16 protein-coding genes are annotated in these 17,693 nt (G+C 57.4%); 9 read left to right on the top strand and 7 right to left on the bottom strand.

Annotated elements, in window-relative coordinates; all coding sequences use genetic code 11:
- Positions 1-41: 41 nt before the first annotated feature.
- The 5 genes from VOM14_RS16345 to VOM14_RS16325 all read left to right on the top strand — a co-directional run bounded on the left by VOM14_RS16345 (position 42) and on the right by VOM14_RS16325 (position 6,215).
- Positions 42-965: a branched-chain amino acid ABC transporter permease gene (locus tag VOM14_RS16345; RefSeq protein ID WP_327629942.1), complete on the top strand. Its 924-nt coding sequence runs from the start codon at positions 42-44 to the stop codon at positions 963-965.
- Positions 962-2,743 (top strand): branched-chain amino acid ABC transporter ATP-binding protein/permease, encoded by a 1,782-nt coding sequence (locus tag VOM14_RS16340; protein WP_327629757.1) that lies wholly within the window; start codon positions 962-964, stop codon positions 2,741-2,743. Before VOM14_RS16345 ends, VOM14_RS16340 begins: the two co-directional genes overlap by 4 nt.
- 13 nt (positions 2,744-2,756) lie before the next feature.
- Complete coding sequence (locus tag VOM14_RS16335) at positions 2,757-3,467, top strand: ABC transporter ATP-binding protein (RefSeq protein WP_106305395.1); 711 nt, start codon at positions 2,757-2,759, stop codon at positions 3,465-3,467.
- A gap of 42 nt (positions 3,468-3,509) precedes the next feature.
- Entirely contained in the window at positions 3,510-4,199 is a 690-nt protein-coding gene (locus VOM14_RS16330; RefSeq protein WP_327629756.1) for an EthD domain-containing protein, read from the top strand.
- Positions 4,200-4,346: 147 nt separating this feature from the next.
- Positions 4,347-6,215 (top strand): CocE/NonD family hydrolase, encoded by a 1,869-nt coding sequence (locus VOM14_RS16325; protein ID WP_327629755.1) that lies wholly within the window; start codon positions 4,347-4,349, stop codon positions 6,213-6,215.
- A gap of 206 nt (positions 6,216-6,421) precedes the next feature.
- On the opposite strand, the gene VOM14_RS16320 is transcribed toward VOM14_RS16325, so the two are convergent.
- The 3 genes from VOM14_RS16320 to VOM14_RS16310 all read right to left on the bottom strand — a co-directional run bounded on the left by VOM14_RS16320 (position 6,422) and on the right by VOM14_RS16310 (position 9,870).
- On the bottom strand, positions 6,422-7,435 hold the full coding sequence (locus VOM14_RS16320) for a hypothetical protein (protein ID WP_327629754.1): 1,014 nt from the start codon (positions 7,433-7,435) through the stop codon (positions 6,422-6,424).
- A gap of 268 nt (positions 7,436-7,703) precedes the next feature.
- A complete protein-coding gene (locus tag VOM14_RS16315) occupies positions 7,704-8,834 on the bottom strand; it encodes an alkene reductase (RefSeq protein ID WP_327629753.1) in 1,131 nt (376 codons plus the stop codon).
- Between the two features lie 43 nt (positions 8,835-8,877).
- Entirely contained in the window at positions 8,878-9,870 is a 993-nt protein-coding gene (locus tag VOM14_RS16310; protein WP_327629752.1) for an LLM class oxidoreductase, read from the bottom strand.
- Positions 9,871-9,964: 94 nt separating this feature from the next.
- On the opposite strand from VOM14_RS16310, the gene VOM14_RS16305 reads away from it, so the two are divergent.
- Positions 9,965-10,885: a LysR family transcriptional regulator gene (locus VOM14_RS16305; protein WP_327629751.1), complete on the top strand. Its 921-nt coding sequence runs from the start codon at positions 9,965-9,967 to the stop codon at positions 10,883-10,885.
- Between the two features lie 786 nt (positions 10,886-11,671).
- Here the strand turns inward: VOM14_RS16305 and VOM14_RS16300 are convergent.
- Together VOM14_RS16300 and VOM14_RS16295 are read right to left on the bottom strand one after the other, a co-directional pair.
- Positions 11,672-11,815, bottom strand: coding sequence for a hypothetical protein (locus tag VOM14_RS16300; RefSeq protein ID WP_327629750.1), 144 nt, complete (start codon positions 11,813-11,815; stop codon positions 11,672-11,674).
- 245 nt (positions 11,816-12,060) lie between these two features.
- Positions 12,061-12,873, bottom strand: coding sequence for a hypothetical protein (locus tag VOM14_RS16295; RefSeq protein ID WP_327629749.1), 813 nt, complete (start codon positions 12,871-12,873; stop codon positions 12,061-12,063).
- Between the two features lie 625 nt (positions 12,874-13,498).
- Here VOM14_RS16295 and VOM14_RS16290 point away from each other — a divergent pair.
- The gene (locus VOM14_RS16290; RefSeq protein WP_327629748.1) at positions 13,499-13,732 is read left to right on the top strand and encodes a hypothetical protein; all 234 of its coding nucleotides are present in this window, start codon (positions 13,499-13,501) and stop codon (positions 13,730-13,732) included.
- Between the two features lie 74 nt (positions 13,733-13,806).
- On the top strand, positions 13,807-14,946 hold the full coding sequence (locus tag VOM14_RS16285) for an AlbA family DNA-binding domain-containing protein (RefSeq protein WP_327629747.1): 1,140 nt from the start codon (positions 13,807-13,809) through the stop codon (positions 14,944-14,946).
- Between the two features lie 279 nt (positions 14,947-15,225).
- On the opposite strand, the gene VOM14_RS16280 is transcribed toward VOM14_RS16285, so the two are convergent.
- On the bottom strand, positions 15,226-15,696 hold the full coding sequence (locus VOM14_RS16280) for an RDD family protein (protein ID WP_327629746.1): 471 nt from the start codon (positions 15,694-15,696) through the stop codon (positions 15,226-15,228).
- A 148-nt stretch (positions 15,697-15,844) separates the two neighbouring features.
- Here VOM14_RS16280 and VOM14_RS16275 point away from each other — a divergent pair, with 148 nt between their 5' ends.
- On the top strand, positions 15,845-17,107 hold the full coding sequence (locus VOM14_RS16275; protein ID WP_327629745.1) for a putative Na+/H+ antiporter: 1,263 nt from the start codon (positions 15,845-15,847) through the stop codon (positions 17,105-17,107).
- Positions 17,108-17,368: 261 nt separating this feature from the next.
- Here the strand turns inward: VOM14_RS16275 and VOM14_RS16270 are convergent, their stop codons facing one another.
- The gene (locus tag VOM14_RS16270; RefSeq protein ID WP_327629744.1) at positions 17,369-17,569 is read right to left on the bottom strand and encodes a hypothetical protein; all 201 of its coding nucleotides are present in this window, start codon (positions 17,567-17,569) and stop codon (positions 17,369-17,371) included.
- Positions 17,570-17,693: the final 124 nt, after the last annotated feature.

Below are 17,693 nucleotides of genomic sequence, written 5' to 3'. Positions count from 1 at the left end.
TGATGGCGGCACCGCAGGTGCCGTCACAGCGGAGAACAGTCATCATGGAAGCTATCTTTCAGGCGGTAATCAGTGGGCTGGCGGTCGGCGGCGCATATGCGCTTGTGGCGCTGGGCTTCAGCATCACGTTCACCACGACGAAAACGCTCAACTTCTCGCACGGCGAATTCGTATCGAGCGGCGCATTCATTGGAATGAGCGCGATGCTGCTCCTCTTGGGCAAGCCAATCACCTCGACAACTTTCGGCGGGGTAGTGCCTGGCGTGAGCGCGCAATTGTTGGCGCTGGTTGCCGCACTGGTCGTGATGGGCGCGCTCGGTTGGTTGTTGTATGCCGTCGGCGTGCGTCCTTTCGCAAAACAGCCCGGAATGGCGTGGGTCATGAGCACTCTCGGGTTCGGTGTGGTCCTGGATAGCATCGGGCTGGCCATCTGGGGCCCCAAACCGGTTGTGGTGCCGTCCCCTGTTGGTGACTCCGTGATTCAACTTTTCGGAATCGGCGTGCGCCCGCAAGAGCTGCTTCTCCTGGCAGTGGCCGTCCTCGTGATGATTGCCTTTGACATCGTCATGCGAAAGACGATGGTTGGAAAGATGATGCGCGCTGTCGCCGCCAACGGTAACGTCGCGAGCCTGATGGGCATCAACACGAATGCAGTGATGATTGGCGCCTTCGTGGTGAGTTCGGCGTTGGCTGGGCTGTCTGGCTTTCTCATTGCACCCATCACGCAGGCGTCTCTCTTCATGGGGCTGGCTATTGGGCTGAAGGGCTTCTCTGGGGCGATGGTCGGCGGCCTTAGCAATCCCCGCGGCTGCGTTATCGGTGGCTTCGCTCTCGGAGTGTTCGAGTCAACGGTCAATTTGTGGCAAGCGCAGTGGCGCGAGATTGCGGTGTTCGCTCTGGTGATTCTCGTTCTGGCTTTCAAGCCGACGGGCCTCTTTGGCAGCCGCCTCGTGGAGAAAGTATGAAAAAGTACCGCCACATAGCAGGCGTGTGCGCCATCGCGGTCGTGCTTGGCGCCGCCGCGCTGTCTATCGGAAATGACTATTACCTGCACATCGCGTTCATGATGTGCGTCTACTACCTGTGCGCCGCCGGCATGAACGTCCTTGTCGGCTTCGCAGGGCAGAAGTCGCTCGGTCAGGCGGGACTGTTCGGAGCGGGAGCTTACGCAGTCGCACTTCTCACATCGCAGACGGAAATCAATCCGTGGGCAGCCATGGCCATCGCAACGGCCATCTCGGGCGTCTGCGGGGTGCTCATCGCGCTGCCGTCGCTTCGTGTCAAAGGGCCGTACCTGGCCATGGTCACACTCGCGTTCGGTATCGTTGTGGAACGGCTGGTCAGCGACTGGACAGATGTGTTTGGCGGAGCCCAAGGCATCTACGGGATTCGTAGCCCGGAAATGGGTGGGCAGCCGATGTCGCTCGGTCAATGGGTGTGCGTCGGGCTCGTTTTCTGCGCGGTCACTCACCTGTTGCTTCGCAACCTGCTGAATGGAAGGTTTGGCCGTGCCTTCCTTTCGCTTCAGGCTGACGAAATTGCATCGTCGTCGGTGGGCGTTCGTGTCTATCGAGGCAAAGTTATTGCGTTCGTGATTGCAGCGGTGACGTGTGGACTTGCTGGCGCAATGGTCGCTCAGCAGAACCAGTACATCAATTCCGATTTCATCTCGTTTCAGCTCTCTATCTTCATCCTGCTGCTTGTCCTTTTTGGTGGAGCGGGAACGAAGCTAGGGCCCGTCGTTGGCGCAATCGTCCTGACCCTGCTTGATGCACTTCTCGCACGTTGGCCTTCAGTTCAGCACACGCTGTATGGGCTGCTGCTCTTGTTCGCGTTGTATGTGATGCCTGGCGGAGTAGTCGGAACGCTATCGAAGCTGGTCGGACGCAAGAGTCAAGATACGAAGGAAGAATACGCTGCCCCGGGCGGGCAGGTCACGACGCTCTTGCGCGGCGGCCGTTCGAACGGTGGAGAGTTGCTGACGGTTACCAAGCTCTCGAAAGCCTATGGTGGCGTGAAACCGGCTCAAGACATTTCGTTCGCCTTGAAGCGCGGTCATATCCACGCGCTCATCGGCCCGAATGGTGCCGGAAAGAGCACGATGATTAACATGGTAACGGGCATCGTCCGTCCGGACAGCGGGTCGATTCGCTTCAACGGGAAGGAGATAGGTGGAAGCGCGGTTCATTCCATCTGTTGCCTCGGTATGGGCCGTACCTTCCAGAACCTGAGACTCTTCGCCGATTTGTCGGTTCTCGACAATGTAATGCTTGGTCGGCACAGCCGGATGAAGAACGGCTTGTTTGCTTCCTTGTTCGCGACCTCGAAGGCGCGTCAAGAGGAGGAAATCACGAGGCAACGTGCGCGCGAGCTGCTTAAGCTGGTTGACCTCGGTCACCTCGGGAGCCGTCCCGCAGGGAGTCTGCCGTATGGCCTGCAACGCCGGGCCGAGCTCGCCCGTGCACTGGCCACCGAACCGCAGCTGTTACTGCTGGATGAGCCGGCAGCGGGTTTGAACCCACAGGAAACGGCGGAGCTCGGACAGCTGCTCCTTCGTATCAGCAAATATGGCGTGAGCATCCTGATGGTCGAGCACCACATGGACCTCGTCATGTCGATTTCCGACCACGTCATCGTGCTTGACTACGGCATCAAGATTGCCGAAGGCAAGCCTGCAGACGTCCAGACCAACCCGCGCGTCGTCGAAGCATATCTCGGCGTCGACGAAGCTGAAGCCGCATGAGAGAGGAGCAACGATGCTCAAAGTCGATTCAGTAAAGGTCTCTTACGGCGCTATTCAGGCCGTGAAGGGTGTGAGCCTCGAGGTGAGGGAAGGCGAAGTCGTCACCATCATCGGCGCGAACGGTGCCGGGAAAAGCAGCCTTCTAAAGAGCATCGCGGGGCTGCAGGCGGTCTCCTCCGGCCGCATCACGGTTGGCGGTCGCGACTGCACCCAGTTGCCTGCACACATGCGCCTCGGCCTCGGTATTGCCCTGTCGCCCGAAGGGCGCGGCGTGTTTCCCGACCAGACCGTGCGTGAGAACCTCCTTCTCGGAGCCTATTCCCGCAAGCAGCCGATGTCCGCGACTGAGGTAGCGATGGAGCGGGAGTTTGACCGGTTTCCACGTCTTCGCGAACGTCAGAACCAGCTCTCGGGAACGCTTTCAGGGGGCGAGCAGCAAATGCTCGCCATTTCGCGCGCATTGATGAGTCAGCCGCGCATGCTTCTTCTCGATGAGCCTTCGTTGGGCCTGGCTCCGCTGGTCATCCGCGACATTTTCGATGCCATCCGTAGTCTGCGCGAGGATGGCCTCACCATTCTGCTGGTCGAGCAGATGGCGAAGCAGGCCTTGGGGGTCGCTGACAGGGCATATGTGCTTGAGGTTGGCAACATCACGCTGGAGGGGTCTGGGCGCGACTTGCTGAACGACCCAAAAGTCAAGGCGGCATATTTAGGCGCGCATTGACCGCGCCGAGCTTTCGACCTAAGTCACGACATTGGAGGATTGATGAGCACGGTACGCATGGGGCTTATTTCAAAGAAGCCCGAATGGTCGAAGGATGAGTTTTACAAGCATTGGCTCGGCCATCACGGCCCGTTGGTAAAAAACGCACCTAGACTTAGTCAGTATTGGCAGAACCACATTGTCGACCGTGTTCAGCGCGGAATCGACTTCGAGCGGGAGCCGTGGGAGTTCGACGGTTTCTCGCAACTGTGGATTTCGGACCCGAACAAGCCGTTCGGAGAGGGGGAGATGCCGCAAAGAATCATCGAAGACGAGAACCATTTCCTCGGCCGCCTTCATATCCTGACCGTCAGGCAGACGACGGTAGTAGAAGTGCCGGAAGACGCGTCTCGTGCAAAGCTCAAGAAGCGGATTTCTCTCATCCGCCGTCGCCCCGAGCTTTCGGAGCAGGACTTTCTGAACGAGTGGAAAGTACATGCGGATTTCGTTCGCACGATGCCCGGCGTCAAAGGCTATCGGCAGAGCGCGGTAGTGCAGCGAGAGCTTCAGAAAGGCACGCCTTGCAGTTACGACGACCTACCCATTGATGGGGTCGTTGAGTTCTGGTTCGAAAGCACTGAGTCGCTGCAAAAGGCGTTCGAATCAGAGGTCGGCGTGAAGACGATGGAACATGCAAAAACATTCCTCGCCGGCATCACCGCGTTCCTGGTCGAGGAGCACCGAATCATCTGACGTCCCTGGAATTGAGTGGTGCCGCGTCCCTGCGACGGCGGGGCCCGCGGTTGTGGTGCTGGCGTAAGTGGATTACGTCTTGTAAATAAAGTTAGGAATGAAGAGTAAGTTTATCTAACGATTGGCGAGACACCGATGGAGGTCGTTATGAAGCGTTCAAGTCGTGCAGCGCTGCTTGCAGCCGCGGCAATTCTGTTATCCGGTGCGGCAGTTCCCGCGCTTGCGTCTACACCTTTTCCGGGTGGAGTATGGAGCCCGGGTAATCCGACTTACGGGACCGCACTAGACAAAAGCGTCCCGGTCACCATGAGCGATGGAACGGTGCTTATGGTCGATGTGTCCTATCCCACCGACTTGCATACCGGTGCTCGGGCGAAGGGTCCGTTCCCTGTCATTCTCACTCAAACGCCATACCTTGGGAATCCGTCCACGGCTGGTGATTACTTCGTTCAGCGAGGCTACATCTATGTGACAGCATCGGTCAGAGGGACTCGAAACTCAGGCGGCGAATTTTCGTTCTTCGGCAACGACGGGACGGATGGTGCGGAGATAGTCCGATGGGCCGCGACGAAGCTGCAGAACTCAAACGGCAAGATTGCTCTGCAGGGCGGTTCATGGTCAGGACTGAACCAATATACGACGGCGCTGGCAGCCGGAAAAAATTCACCTATCAAGGCTCTAGCACCGTTTTGTGCAGGAGCCGAGTTTTACCGTGAGACGTATTTCGCAGGCGGCATCCCTACGCAAACGGGCCAGTTCCCACTAGGTTTCGGTGCGGCGGTTGGTAATAATCATGGCGCGACCGCATACGGCCAGGCAATGGTCGACGAAATTAACGCGGGTGGCCCCAGGGCTTATTACAGAGACTTCTGGAAGCTGCGCTCTCCCGGCACGTTCGCCCGGCAACTCGCAGACCTCGACATTCCGACTCTTATTTGGAGCACGCACCAGGACATTTACGCTGAGAGCTCTATGTCCATGTACGCATATTTGCAGAACGCGAGAAGCGGCCAATACGTATACGGTCCCATGCGTCCGAACCAGGAAGTCACAGGCCGCTACCAGGTGATTATCAGCCAGGGCGGTCACTGCCAATTTGAGGAGCAGACGACTGGGCAGAACATTACAAACAACATCACGCTGGAATGGTTCGATACCTGGCTCAAAGGTAAGAAGACAGGGATGGCGGACACTAAGCAACCAGTTCACGTCCACGAGCTAATTTCCAACAACTGGATTAGCACGTCGGCTTACCCGGTTGCGCCCGTGTACAAGCAATACTTCCTTACGCCCAAGGGAGCGCTTTCAAAGAAGCCTTCGAATCAATCGGCGGAAGTTGATTTACTTTGGGCGCAGCCAGGCGCCGGGAGCACGGCGCAATTTGATGGGCCGGTCCTGAAAAAGGGAGCGACGCTGGCCGGCCCGATGAGCGCGTCATTCTACGCCTCGTCGACCACGCCGAATCTGGAACTCATCGCGACGGTACAACTAGTGGGTCCGGATGGGAGTGTCACTCCGCTTTCCAGTGGTACTGTCCTCGGCAGCCTCTCGAAGAACGACCCGAATCGCTCATGGCTCGACAAGAACGGCGTGCCGGTAAAGCCCTATGGCGAATACTTCGCTGACCACTACGTACCCGCAGGCAGCATTCGTCGTTACGACTTCGTGATTTCGCCGAGGTTTGCGTCAATTCCGGAGGGAAGCAAGGTCCGACTCATCGTCAGCACTCAGACTCCGACGCAGCAGTCGAACGGCATCGGGTCGCCGCCTCCGGCAAACTCGCAATGCTCTCCCGTACTCGGCACCGACGCATGCTTTCCGACGCATCCTCAGGCGGTCTCTCTGACGGGAAGTACCGTCTCACTGTATGTTGGCGCAAGCCTCCCGTCGTCCTTGAACTTGCCTTTGCTCAAAGCAGGCTGCTTCAAGTCTGAAGGCAACACGAGTCTCCCATACTGGGACTCTGATTCGGCGAAGAAGGAAGGTCCCGTGTGCCAGGAGGCAGACGACGACTGAGCGGGATTCGATGCGGTACATAGTTCGCACCGTCCTAAGGGACGGGGCGTTTCGCGAGAGTGGGAAATTTCCGAATGAACAGGTTGCCCCAATGCCGTCGACTCCTAGTGCTTTCAGTGGTGATGGCTCGGCGAACAAATCGATAACGCGGCGCATATTCGGACAGGTGAGTGCGGCCGGTCGCTACAACGCCGCAGCGGAATTCGTTAGGCGGTGCGAACCTCGGGGCGGATGCGGTTGACAATCATCATGCTGATGGTCGTCCAATATTCTGACGCTGCTTGCTCAGTCTTAAGGTACTCGTGCTCGACAATACTTGAGTTCATCGGGCTCACCAGAAAATCTTCGAGGTCTGCGAGGCTTGAAAAGCTCATGAGACTTATTCCATCAAGCGTCGCTGCGTCAGGGTGAAAAAAAGGCTGGCCGGGTTCTCGGCCACCGATGTTGTGAAGCTGGGCATAACGTTTGACCAACTGACTGCCTTGGCAGTGACCGCTGACATAGGGGCCATGGTCCTCGAGCCACCACCGCTGGAATGATTCGCGCGCCTCGTCTTTTCGACGCACATGTAGCTTGACCAATGCGACTGCTTCATTTCCCGATTCGCTGGGAATAATGATGTGCTGCCGAGCAAGTACCGGTGCGATGTCACGAAACATGGTCAAGTCTTCGGGCAGAATTTTGGTGCGCACTCGCTCGTTAGCGAACACAGCAGCGATGTCATCGATGCTCTCAAAGTTGAGATACGCGACGCCGTCCCAGCGCGGCCGTTGATACGGTTCAATGTGTCCGAGAATTGTCGGCCAGAGCATTCCGCTTTCGTCGACTGGAGCGCGGTATGGGGGCGCGTTAAAGCTTGTTGGCCCAGGAGCGAATCGATGCAATTGTTCATAACGCAGCAGTCGCTCTAAGCTGCGGTCGTCGTCCTCTTCGATATGGGTAAAACGAACGCCGTGCACCTTTCGCCAATACTCGCCCCAGTGCTCGAAGCTGACGTTGGCGTTACTCTCGAAACCAATGGCGGAAGAATTTGTCGCCGGGTCTCGTAATGGATGGCCAGACTTGTCGAGCGTGTAACCATCACCCACTCGACGTACGTCGATTGGCGTCGTATCCGCACGAGAAAGCAACGAAAAGAGAACTGTCAGCGGCTCGCTTCCACCTGGTCGAGTTTGGACGTAGGGCGGTCGAAACAGCTTTTCGACAACGAAGTTAGACATGGGTTGACCTTCGGACGATTTGAAAGAGAGAAATGGGAATCGAGACTCCTCCCGCAACCACGCTGACATCTCATCACCCAGCGCGCCTGCTTCGATACGGGTAAGCGGCAGTAAGGCTAAACATGCGGAGACTCGACACCGACACACTGACGAAGGTCTATTTTGAGTGAATTGTCACTCGCTGTCCGCGAGGTCGATTTCGTCTGGAAGATGGAGTCTTGAAATCCGCCGAGGTCGATAACCCTAGCACCTGGCGCCACGATTGCCCTCAAGATGCAGCGTAGGGAGCGTAGTCCACGTAACCCTCTGCGCCGCCACCATAGAAGGTCGCCGGATTTGCGGGGCTCAGTGGCCAATCATTCTGAAGGCGGGCAACGAGGTCGGGGTTGCTGATGAATGCAGCGCCGAATGCAACGAGGTCGATGACGTCACCGTCAATCATTTCCTCCGCAAGTTCTCTCGACATACCTCCTGCAAGAATGAGCGCAGTATGCGGCAGATAGCCTTTCAGGAGACGCAGTAGGGCCATGAATCCAGACTCGGCTTCCGGTTCGAGAGCGTTGTCCAGGCGCGAGTATCCCGACTGATTCATGACGTGAACATACGCGAGCTTTCGCTTCCCGATTTCGCGGCAGAGCTCACTGTATGTCGCATCAATGGTCGGATAGAAGGGCATGTCGAATAGCTTGCCGTAAGGCGAAATTCGAATGCCGACCCGCTCAACACCGATACGTCCAGCAACGGCATCGATGACTTCGAGAGTGAAGCGCAACCGATTCCCAATGTTGTCGGCTGAGTAGCAATCGCTCCGGTCATTGACGAGCGGGTTCATAAACTGCTCGAACAGATAGCCGTTCGCGCCATGAATTTCGACCCCGTCAAACCCTGCCTTCATAGCATTCTCGGCAGCCTGAGCAAAATCCTCGACGATACGCCGAACTTCCTGCGTTTCGAGCTGGCGAGGCGTGGGCGTGTCTACGGGGTTGGGCTTCCCGCTATCGTCGTAGGCGAAGGCCTTCGCGTTCACTGCCTGTTTGGAACTGGCGCTGACGGGGGCCTTCCCGCCTTCCTGGATTGAATGATGGGAAACGCGGCCGACGTGCCAGAGTTGCGCGAAAATCTTTCCGCCGACGGCGTGAACGGAATCAGTTGTCAGACGCCAACCGTCGATTTGCTCCGACGTGTAGATGCCTGGGTTGAAGAGATACCCTGTTCCTTCTCGCGAAATCGAAGTGCCTTCGCTGACAATCAGCCCAGCGGTGGCACGCTGCGTGTAATAGAGAGCAATGCGTTCATCAGCAACTTCGCGCGACGCGCGTGCTCGCGTGAGCGGAGCCATGACGATGCGATTCTTTAGTGCGGTGCCAGAGAGATTGAATGGTTCGAAAATGGTTTTCATAGATGGATTTGCATGACCACGTCAGGGAGCCAGGTGCACATCGTCAGTGTGAAGGAAAGTGCGGGAGGACTTCGGAAGCGAGCTCTTCCATCAGGTCAGCGTATGGGCGTCGACTAACCTTGGGATTCAGCGCGATGTGATTCACGCCGGTCGTCTGAGCGTCGTGCAGAAAGTTCGCAAGGCCTTTGCTCCCGGTTCGAAATCCGCCGCGCGTGCGGATAAGCGGCTCATTCTGGTCCTCTACCAAGTCGAGAAATCCACCAATACCAAGAGGCTTGAATTCTTCGGGACCGCAGGTCTGTTCAACCTGAGCGTGCCATTGTTTCGCGAACGATGGCAGCTGTTCGGGCACCGGGGAGGAGCCAATGAACCCGTCCATGTTTTCAGCAATCCAGGCCAAGCTTTGTTGTGCTCGCCCGATTGCAACGGTCGGCGTCCCACCGAATGGCGGCTTCGGTACAAGGTCGTGCGTTCCACTCGAGCTTCCGAATCTGGGCGAAGAGAACCGGGGAAAGTCGCCGTGTAGCACTCTGGTGAAGACATCGAAAGCATCACGGAAGCGCTCGCCTCTTGTCTCAAAGTCGATGCCGAAGAGAGGGTACTCGGCCGGGCGGTCGCCAGATGAGAGGCCCAAGACCATGCGCCCGCCCGATAGTTGGTCAAGCGAAGCTATCTGCTTGGCAAGAATCAACGGCTCACGCATCGGCAAGACGATTCCTGCCGTTCCGAGCGCTATTTTCCGAGTAAAGGCAGCGAGATAGGCGATGTACGGAATGGGGTCGAAAACCTGACCGACATCGCCGTAGTCTGGGTCATAGAAGGGGACGTCGCGCATCCAGAGGGCAGCAAAGCCGAGACTATCGGCTTTCTGAGCCATCGCAACGTGGTCTCGCATCGTCGGCGCCGGCCTGTTCGGGTGGGTTTCAAGCGGCAGAATTAGGCCGACGGTCAGCTTCTCTCGCAAAAAGAGCCGCGCATAAGCGGGCTGTTCAGATAGCTGAGCGCGGCTGAAGCCCTGTTCAACGTTGGCGTTCATACGGGTTCTCCCATGTTGGCTCCATTTTAATTTCGTCCGAGAAAGGCATTAACCGCCTAGAATTCCATTTACTTAATCCCTCGATTCTCAAATCATGTCGAAAGATAGATTCGATGGACTCAACGAGTTCGTCCTGTCAGCCCAGGAGGGAAGCTTCACGGCGGCCGGCGCTCGGCTTGGGTTGACCAGCAGTGCGGTCGGCAAAGCCGTCACGAGGTTAGAGGGACGTATTGGGGCCAAGCTGGTCCACCGAACCACTCGGCGTCTCACCCTAACGAACGAAGGAGAGGCTTACCTCGCCAGCTGTCTGCGCGTGCTTGAAGATTTGGACGAGACGGAGAGCTTTTTGGCCACAGGACACCAGGAACCGGTGGGCCGGGTCAGAATTGAGTTGCCGGCCACCTTTGGCCGGCGTCACGTGCTTCCGTCGCTGCTCGAACTTTCTCGCCGCTATCCTCGGCTGGACATTTCGGCGAATTTCAGCGAACGGCTGGTCGACCTTATCGCCGAAGGCGTCGATGTTGCCGTTCGAATCGGCCAATTGAAGGATGACGCTGACATTGCCGCGCGACGACTTGGGGAACAGCGTCTGGTGATTTGCGCCACGCCTCAATACTTTAAAGAACACGGGAAGCCTAAAGACAAGGCAGACCTGATTCTGAATCACGACTGCATTGCGGGGTTACAGCGAAGTCGCCGGCCCGCGTGGCTGCTTCGGAATAACGCTGGCGAATTTGAACTCACGCCGGTGAGAGCGCGGCATGAGTGGGGAGACGGTGAGGCGATGCTAAATGCTGCGGTAGCGGGTTGCGGCGTGGCTCAGCTTCCAACTTGGCTTGTGGGTGCGCACCTTCGCAACGGGGACCTGATTGAAATCCTCAAGGAATGGTCTGGTGGGGAGATGCCGGTTCATGTCATCTGGCCGAGAACAAAATATGTCCAGCCACGAGTCCGCGTGGTGATTGACGAGCTCATCCGGTTGTCCAACGACGTTAGCTCCGGGTTCAAGCCTTGAATATCAGGCGTCGGATGGTCTCGTGGTACTCGATACCAGACCCGTGCTGTCGCCAGATACGGTGAAAGCTGGGTGCGTCTCTACCCGAAGGACCCAGCGTCGCTCTTCGCCATCCGGCACGACCGCCGCCGGCCGAGCTGCAAGCATCGTCCCGCAGCGTCAGCGCTGCAACCCCGTAGGCCCTTTGTTTCACCTTCCTTCTTTAAGCATTTCCCTCTAGCAAACATCCTTTGTTTTTGTGAATGCCCCTTGGTGAAGTTGAGCCCCGCCTTATCCTGAACGGGGCCTTCAGACACATTCCGAAGCATCTTGAGATGCCCCTCGGAGCCAGCGTCGCCCGTCAGCCGTTCGCCTCAGGGCGCTAACTTCGCCACCCTGTCCGGTATCTCAAGGCTATCCCACAGTACCGGCTGTCCCGCGACCGCTGCCGTTGATGTCCGACCAGTCGCGCGGCTGCACCGCGAAACGCGGCAGCGCTATCTATACCGCGCAATAGAGGTGATGATTTCGTATTCGGAGGACGCGCTCGGAAATCTGGCTTCGAGCGAGGGAGATTTACCTGCAAAAAATTTAGAAAGGTTGGCGGTGAGCTGCGAGAAGATGAGCGTCGAAGCGAGAGATGACGGACCGACAAGTGCCCGCTGATTTTCCGAGAGAGCCTGACCCTGGCGCTGTCACCGGGGTTCAACGCAAAGTTCTCGTTCGCGAAGTCGACGGGAGCTATCAAAGCGGCCCAACGGAGGAGGAATTGTGGGCACGCTATGACGCGTGCGAAGACCTTGGTAGTCAGCTATCGGCGTACGCATCGCGAAAGATTGCGAGTTCCGGGCTGCCGCCAGACGTGGCGTTGACCCGTGCCGAGAAGGGCGTGAGATTGAAGGTCGATTCGGGTACGTGGGACTTCTCGCAGGCGGAGGTAGTGTGGGTCATGAAGCGCACGCAGCAGTTGTTGCTTGGCGATAGCGATGCAACTCAAGCTCGCCCATAGGCTCTCCGATTGGCTTGCCATCGACGATTCCGTCCATGGCGCCAATTAACTGAGCTCAGAACTGCTGCCCCTTGAGCCGCACCTCGTTCTGCTGGACCGCGAGCGAGGTATTGGCGCTCCGGAAGCTCAGCAGCGTATTCGCGAATGGCACATCGACGTGCACCGATGAGCCGAAGATGACGAATGCCTAAGACTGCGCTTCTTGGTCCTGCGCTTTCAAAGGCAGGTAGTGCCGGATTAGTCTGTTGGAGACAGTATGCTGGAACGCGGTCGCCGTATCAGGGTATGTCCATGACGCGTCGACTATTTCGGTATGCCTGAATTGCCCTGCACGTGTAATGATTTTCACAAAGGCCCGCCGTTGTTCACTCTTACTCTTCACCTTGCTTGCCGGCCCTACGGTTATGCATCGTGGATGCTCGTCTTGTAAGGAGCAAACTTGCGAGGTAGGCAAGCATTTTCCGTCCTTGGCGCTCTTGTAATGCACAAAGCAACTGTTCGAAATGTCGAAATATCTCGCGTCTATCTCTGTGTGAAACAAAAGCACTTCCGCGTACCACTCATCCTTGCGGCGAAAGAGCCATAGCAGCTTTTTGTTATCAAAGGTCTTCTCAGAAATCTCGGAAAACGAGATTTCGTATCCAACTTCGGCAGCACTTCTCATCAATTTGTGCACGGCGACAACGTTCAGATTCGGCGTCCATGAAGGACCTCGAGACCAAGAGCTATTCGTGTTTTTCGGTTTTTCACTCAACACCGCCGTGGCGACGTCGGCGATGAGACCGACCTGACGGCCATACTCTGTTCGGAGCCGGTCGGTGCGGGAAACAGTCAGCTCTGGGTTAAGCAACCAGCCGTCGCGCTCGGCAGCGATGGAGGCACTGTAGCTGCGACCAAACAGAAGGTGCGCAATGACGTCGCGCGCGCGGGACATAGACAGCGTCGCACCTGCTTTCTCGGCGCGGAGACGGACGTCTTCAATGAGGGGCTTGATGGACATGGAAACCTCGAGATGTCAGCGGGAGTCCGGTTAAGCCCATGCCGACGGTCGAAGGCACCATGAAATTGGGAAACGCAGTTGAAGTCGGACCAACTTGCCCAGCGCGGGCCCACTCTCAGAGTGGCTGAGACGTAGTCTACACCGTTCGCGACAAGTGGCAAATGTACGGCCGGCTACCAGACTGCTGTCGGTCACATCTTTAATGAGACCGTGGCACCGCCGAAAAGCACAATATGCCCGCCACGCCAGGTCCCATTCGAATACCGCCCGTCATTGCCTGACTGCCGAGCTATACATCTGGTCAGCAACTTCAGATGAACGGTCGAATGGACTGTTACAGCGAAGAACAAATTGCCGCACGGGAGTTCCGCGCTGCGGCCTATCACGAGGCAGGTCACAAGGCTATTTGCGAGCGTTTCGGCGGCACCGGCGATGCCGTGAGTTGGCGAAATAGGAGGCGCGCACCCGACGAAACAGCGTGGCGTGGACAGTTTCGAATGCGCGTTTGCCCGCAGGCGATGCACGTGGCATGGTCCGCGAGCGGATTCCAAGTCGAACCGTTACCAGACAACTAGAACGTGCTCTGCGGCATGACGGGACTGCTGGCGGAAGAGATTGCGGCGACATGGATGATGACGCCGAGGTAGTGGCCTACAACCTATACGTTCGGATTTCGACCGCGGAGGCTTCCGAATCTGATTTGTCCCAGCTGGGAATATCGAACATCGGCGACTTTCACCTCGACAATGAGGTCGTCGCTACGTTTGTTCGGCTTCTCCGTGAAGAATGGGCGACGGTCGAAAGCGAAGCGGAACGGCTAATCGTCGATTCGCTCTTAGTCAGCCCTCTCTTGTCCTGAACTTTCGATGAAAGCAGAGGTGCTTGATGGGTGGGCATGCAGCATAATCGACACATTAACTCTGCCAAAGACAAATGATGGACCAAGAATTAATTCGAACACTTCTGTACCGCGCGGAAAGCGTCGACCTCGACTTCAAACGCGAGCAGTACAAGCTCTCCGGCTCGGACGCGGAGAAAAGTGAACTGGTGAAGGACGTGTTGGCCATGGCCAACGCATGGCGCGAATCGACTGGATACATCCTGCTTGGCGTCGCAGAGAGCAAAGGTGACTTGCCTACGGTCGTCGGTATCGCCGACTTTCATGACGACGCGCATTTCCAGCAGATGGTGAACTCGAAGGTGCACCCGAAGATTGAATTTGCCTACCAGGTCTGCAAGTTCGACGACCTGTTCGTCGGCGTCATAGCTGTGCCGAAGCAGAAGCGCCCATTTTATCTGCAGAAGCGTTTTGGAAATATCGACGCAGACGTCGTCTACTTGCGCCGTGGTAGCTCGACAGCGGTTGCGAAGCCTGACGAAATTGCCCGTATGGGCGCGAGTGAAATAGAGCGTCGCCCGGTCCCGAAGGTCGAGCTGTCGCTGCGTAACCCGACGGGCGAAGACGTTCGGTCCCGTGAACAGGCCGTCAAGGTTGTCGGGTTCGGAAACATTGATGCTCTGCCCGACTACACCGTGGACCGCTCTACCCAGTTCCCGATGGACATCTACAATCCGGGTTCAATCAATCGGAGTTTTTGGCGGGACGCAGCTCGATTCGTCAAAGACAGGGCAGGTGCGTGCATGATAAGCATTCAGGTTCACAATAATTCCAGTTTTGCGCTCACGCATTGCAAAATCGAATTGGCCTTCGATGATGAGCGTGGCGAGCAACTCGAGTTGCGCGAAGAGCGAGACATGGCGGCTAAGCCGAAGCATGGATTCAATATTCCGTCCATTTACTCCAAGCATCAGCAACCCGACGTGCTGGTATCGGACGCGAAGCTGGGGCGCCTCAAAAGCCGCTTTACATTCGAAAAACTCTTGGCCGGCGATACGATTACGTCGTCGGATGCCGTTGTGCTCTACCCCCAAGAGAGTGGCGAGGTGACTGTGAATGGACGGCTATACGCGCACGAACTCGAAGAGCCAATGCCGTTGAGTGCGAAGCTTAGCTTTGTCGTCGTCCACCAGACTCTTCGACTCGAAGACCTGAAACGTATGTTCGAGAAGTAAGCAGCCGGCCGGGACGCCGGCTGCGACCCGTCGTGTAACTTCGCCACCCCGTCCGGTATCTCAAGGGCTTCCCACAGCACCGGCTATCCCGCGACCGCTGCCGTTGATGTCCGACCAGTCGCGCGGCTGCACCGCGGAACGGGCAGCAGTATGTATACCGCGCGACAGGGGGGGTGATTTCGCATGGGACGCGCTCGGAAAAACTAGCCGCGAGCCAGGCAGATTTGGCCGCAAAATAATTCAGGTGGAGTCGCGGCGAGGAGGTGATGCAGGAAATCTCTACGGAATTTGAACAGGTGCCAAACCAGCGATGACAACAGTATTTGCCATCCGGTCATGCAGCGCTTGTCTACGCGGATTGAACGGAACCCATAGAAATCCCGCTCCGCATGTAGCGAAGTTGAGCATGTAGCCCGCTGTGCGCAAGAGAGCTCGCCTGACCGTCATTGGCTGCCCCGTATCTGCATCCACGATTTGCAATCGCAAGGCGCGCTTACCGGGAGATGTGCCCCATACGGCCCAAAGAATGCCAGTCACGAGAATCGGGACGCACTGGCCAACCAGCAGCCAAAACACAAGAGTCGAAGCAAAGGCGTCAGGCGCCAGCAGCAGGTCTTGAGCTGAAGGTCCGAGAGGCACGAAAAGCACGATGACGGTCCACCAAATCGAATCAATGAACAAGGCCCGAGCGCGCTGGGAATAGGTGGCGTAGCGCATGGTAATGTCGGATTGTCCGGACGATTGCGGCATCAATCAGTTCCCCTCGTCGAGCGATTCACCTTAGCCTGAGCAGGCGCCGCGGATGCAATGTCCTCGCCGCCGGACCGATTGATGCGTATGGTACTTGTAATATTATGATGGCGTCGTCAACACGAAAGCGTCTCCAGCCCCTTATTCAATGCCTCGTTCTGTTGAAGTTTCTGCCGCCGTTATCTTTGCCCTTGCGCTCATTCATACGTTCGCCGTAGCACGCATTGAGAAGCTGTCGCACCGCTTCCCGCGGCATGCCGGCGTCTTCCACTTTCTCGCGGAGGTGGAGGTCGTCTTCGGATTCTGGGCGCTGATTCTGTGTCTCGTGATGTGGGCGCTCGTCGGGTCACACGCGACCATCGAGTACCTGGAGCATCGTGAGTTCACGGAGGCGCTGTTCGTCTTTGTCATTATGGTGGTCGCCGCGAGTCGACCCATTCTCGAACTGGTAACGACCATTGTGATGCGGCTCGCGCGGTTTCTGCCTGTTCGCACCGAGGTTGCCGTAATCTGGTTCTCCCTGTCCGCCGTTCCCCTCCTGGGCTCCATCATCACTGAGCCTGCGGCGATGACACTCGCTGCGCTATTGCTGCGCGACACGCTGTTCTCCGCGCGAAGTTCCGAGCGGGTGAAGTATTTCGGCCTGGCGCTGCTCTTCGTGAATGTGTCCATCGGTGGGGTGATGACGGCGTACGCAGCACCGCCGGTGTTGATGGTCGCGAGTGCCTGGGGCTGGAGCACCGGATTTATGGCAGCGACCTTCGGATGGAAAGCAGCGCTTGCGGTTGTTTTCAATGCCACGGGTTTCGTCGCCCTGATTGCCAGAAGCTTGCCGACAACGCGAGGGAGCGAGAGCGGTACAACCCCATCGTCCCAACACGTTCCGATTGGCGTCACGCTAGTTCATCTCGCATTTCTCGCGATGGTTATCATCAATTCGCATCACGCTGTCGTGTTCATCGGAGCATTCCTCTTTTTCTTGGGCTACACGCACGCTTACGAGCGCCACCAGTCGCCTCTCATGCTGCGCGAGAGCCTCCTGGTCGCGTTCTTCCTTGGTGGCTTGGTTGTGCTCGGCGGACTACAGCAATGGTGGCTTCAGCCGATTGTGCGTTCCATGGATGCGATGACACTGTATTTCGGCGCAACAGGTCTGACGGCGGTCATGGACAACGCTGCCATCACGTATCTCGGGTCGTTCATACCCGGCTTATCAGACAGCGCAAAGTACCTGCTCGTGGCAGGAGCGGTGACGGGCGGAGGGTTGACGGTGATTGCAAATGCTCCGAATCCGGCCGGCCTCGCGATACTTGGGAACCGGTTTTCAGGAGGCGCGGTGAGTCCGACGAAACTGCTCGGGGCCGCGCTAATACCAACCATAATCGCAGGCATCGCGTTTCTGGTTTTATAAGTAAGGTAGGTCGAGCATGATGACCTCCGGTGGCTCTTGACCACCGTGCCGCGAGTGCGTGGCGCATTGCAGTTTATCCAAGTGCCGGCGCGAATCCTTCGAGTCGCGCCGTCAAATGCAATGGCGCAATTCGCGAGGGCTCGCCATTGCCCGCAAAGTGTATTGCCTGATTTGGTCGATGCGTATTGGGTAAGACGCCTTATTGGGTAAAACGCCTGATTTCAGCTCGCTTCTACGCGAGCGTTATCCGTGGCTGTCGACCTAGGCACGAGCCCACTCAAGCCCCATGTTTTCGGCATCGGCTTCAGAATCAAGGACCGCCAGAATCCCAGATGCCTGAACGAACTTTCCGTCTCTGGTGACCGTGCCGCTCGCAGCGTATCGCTCGTGCTCAAGGATTTCCTGCTGTTCTTTGATGGCATGGCCCCAGACGGAGAAGCCCCGGTAGGTCTCGCTTTGCATCAGCGTTGAACCTCGGCGCGGACGTGGCCGCCGTCGACGCGAAGGACGTTGCCCTCAGGCGTTATCTGCCTCGGGATGTCGTCAAACTGCGGATGACTGGTTGCGCTCGTCGTCCTGGCGGCTC

It is taken from the genome of Paraburkholderia sp. MPAMCS5 (genome assembly GCF_036016995.1).
Classification (GTDB): domain Bacteria; phylum Pseudomonadota; class Gammaproteobacteria; order Burkholderiales; family Burkholderiaceae; genus Paraburkholderia.
This window is presented reverse-complemented; position numbering and strand designations above follow the sequence as displayed.

What these genes read in the sequence shown, in the direction of transcription:
- VOM14_RS16340 (WP_327629757.1), top strand. Translation starts at nt 962, where the DNA reads ATGAAAAAGTACCGCCACATAGCAGGCGTGTGCGCCATCGCGGTCGTG.
- VOM14_RS16335 (WP_106305395.1), top strand. Translation starts at nt 2,757, where the DNA reads ATGCTCAAAGTCGATTCAGTAAAGGTCTCTTACGGCGCTATTCAGGCC.
- VOM14_RS16330 (WP_327629756.1), top strand. Translation starts at nt 3,510, where the DNA reads ATGAGCACGGTACGCATGGGGCTTATTTCAAAGAAGCCCGAATGGTCG.
- VOM14_RS16325 (WP_327629755.1), top strand. Translation starts at nt 4,347, where the DNA reads ATGAAGCGTTCAAGTCGTGCAGCGCTGCTTGCAGCCGCGGCAATTCTG.
- VOM14_RS16320 (WP_327629754.1), bottom strand. Translation starts at nt 7,435, where the DNA reads ATGTCTAACTTCGTTGTCGAAAAGCTGTTTCGACCGCCCTACGTCCAA.
- VOM14_RS16315 (WP_327629753.1), bottom strand. Translation starts at nt 8,834, where the DNA reads ATGAAAACCATTTTCGAACCATTCAATCTCTCTGGCACCGCACTAAAG.
- VOM14_RS16310 (WP_327629752.1), bottom strand. Translation starts at nt 9,870, where the DNA reads ATGAACGCCAACGTTGAACAGGGCTTCAGCCGCGCTCAGCTATCTGAA.
- VOM14_RS16305 (WP_327629751.1), top strand. Translation starts at nt 9,965, where the DNA reads ATGTCGAAAGATAGATTCGATGGACTCAACGAGTTCGTCCTGTCAGCC.
- VOM14_RS16300 (WP_327629750.1), bottom strand. Translation starts at nt 11,815, where the DNA reads ATGACCCACACTACCTCCGCCTGCGAGAAGTCCCACGTACCCGAATCG.
- VOM14_RS16295 (WP_327629749.1), bottom strand. Translation starts at nt 12,873, where the DNA reads ATGTCCATCAAGCCCCTCATTGAAGACGTCCGTCTCCGCGCCGAGAAA.
- VOM14_RS16290 (WP_327629748.1), top strand. Translation starts at nt 13,499, where the DNA reads ATGGATGATGACGCCGAGGTAGTGGCCTACAACCTATACGTTCGGATT.
- VOM14_RS16285 (WP_327629747.1), top strand. Translation starts at nt 13,807, where the DNA reads ATGATGGACCAAGAATTAATTCGAACACTTCTGTACCGCGCGGAAAGC.
- VOM14_RS16280 (WP_327629746.1), bottom strand. Translation starts at nt 15,696, where the DNA reads ATGCCGCAATCGTCCGGACAATCCGACATTACCATGCGCTACGCCACC.
- VOM14_RS16275 (WP_327629745.1), top strand. Translation starts at nt 15,845, where the DNA reads ATGCCTCGTTCTGTTGAAGTTTCTGCCGCCGTTATCTTTGCCCTTGCG.
- VOM14_RS16270 (WP_327629744.1), bottom strand. Translation starts at nt 17,569, where the DNA reads ATGCAAAGCGAGACCTACCGGGGCTTCTCCGTCTGGGGCCATGCCATC.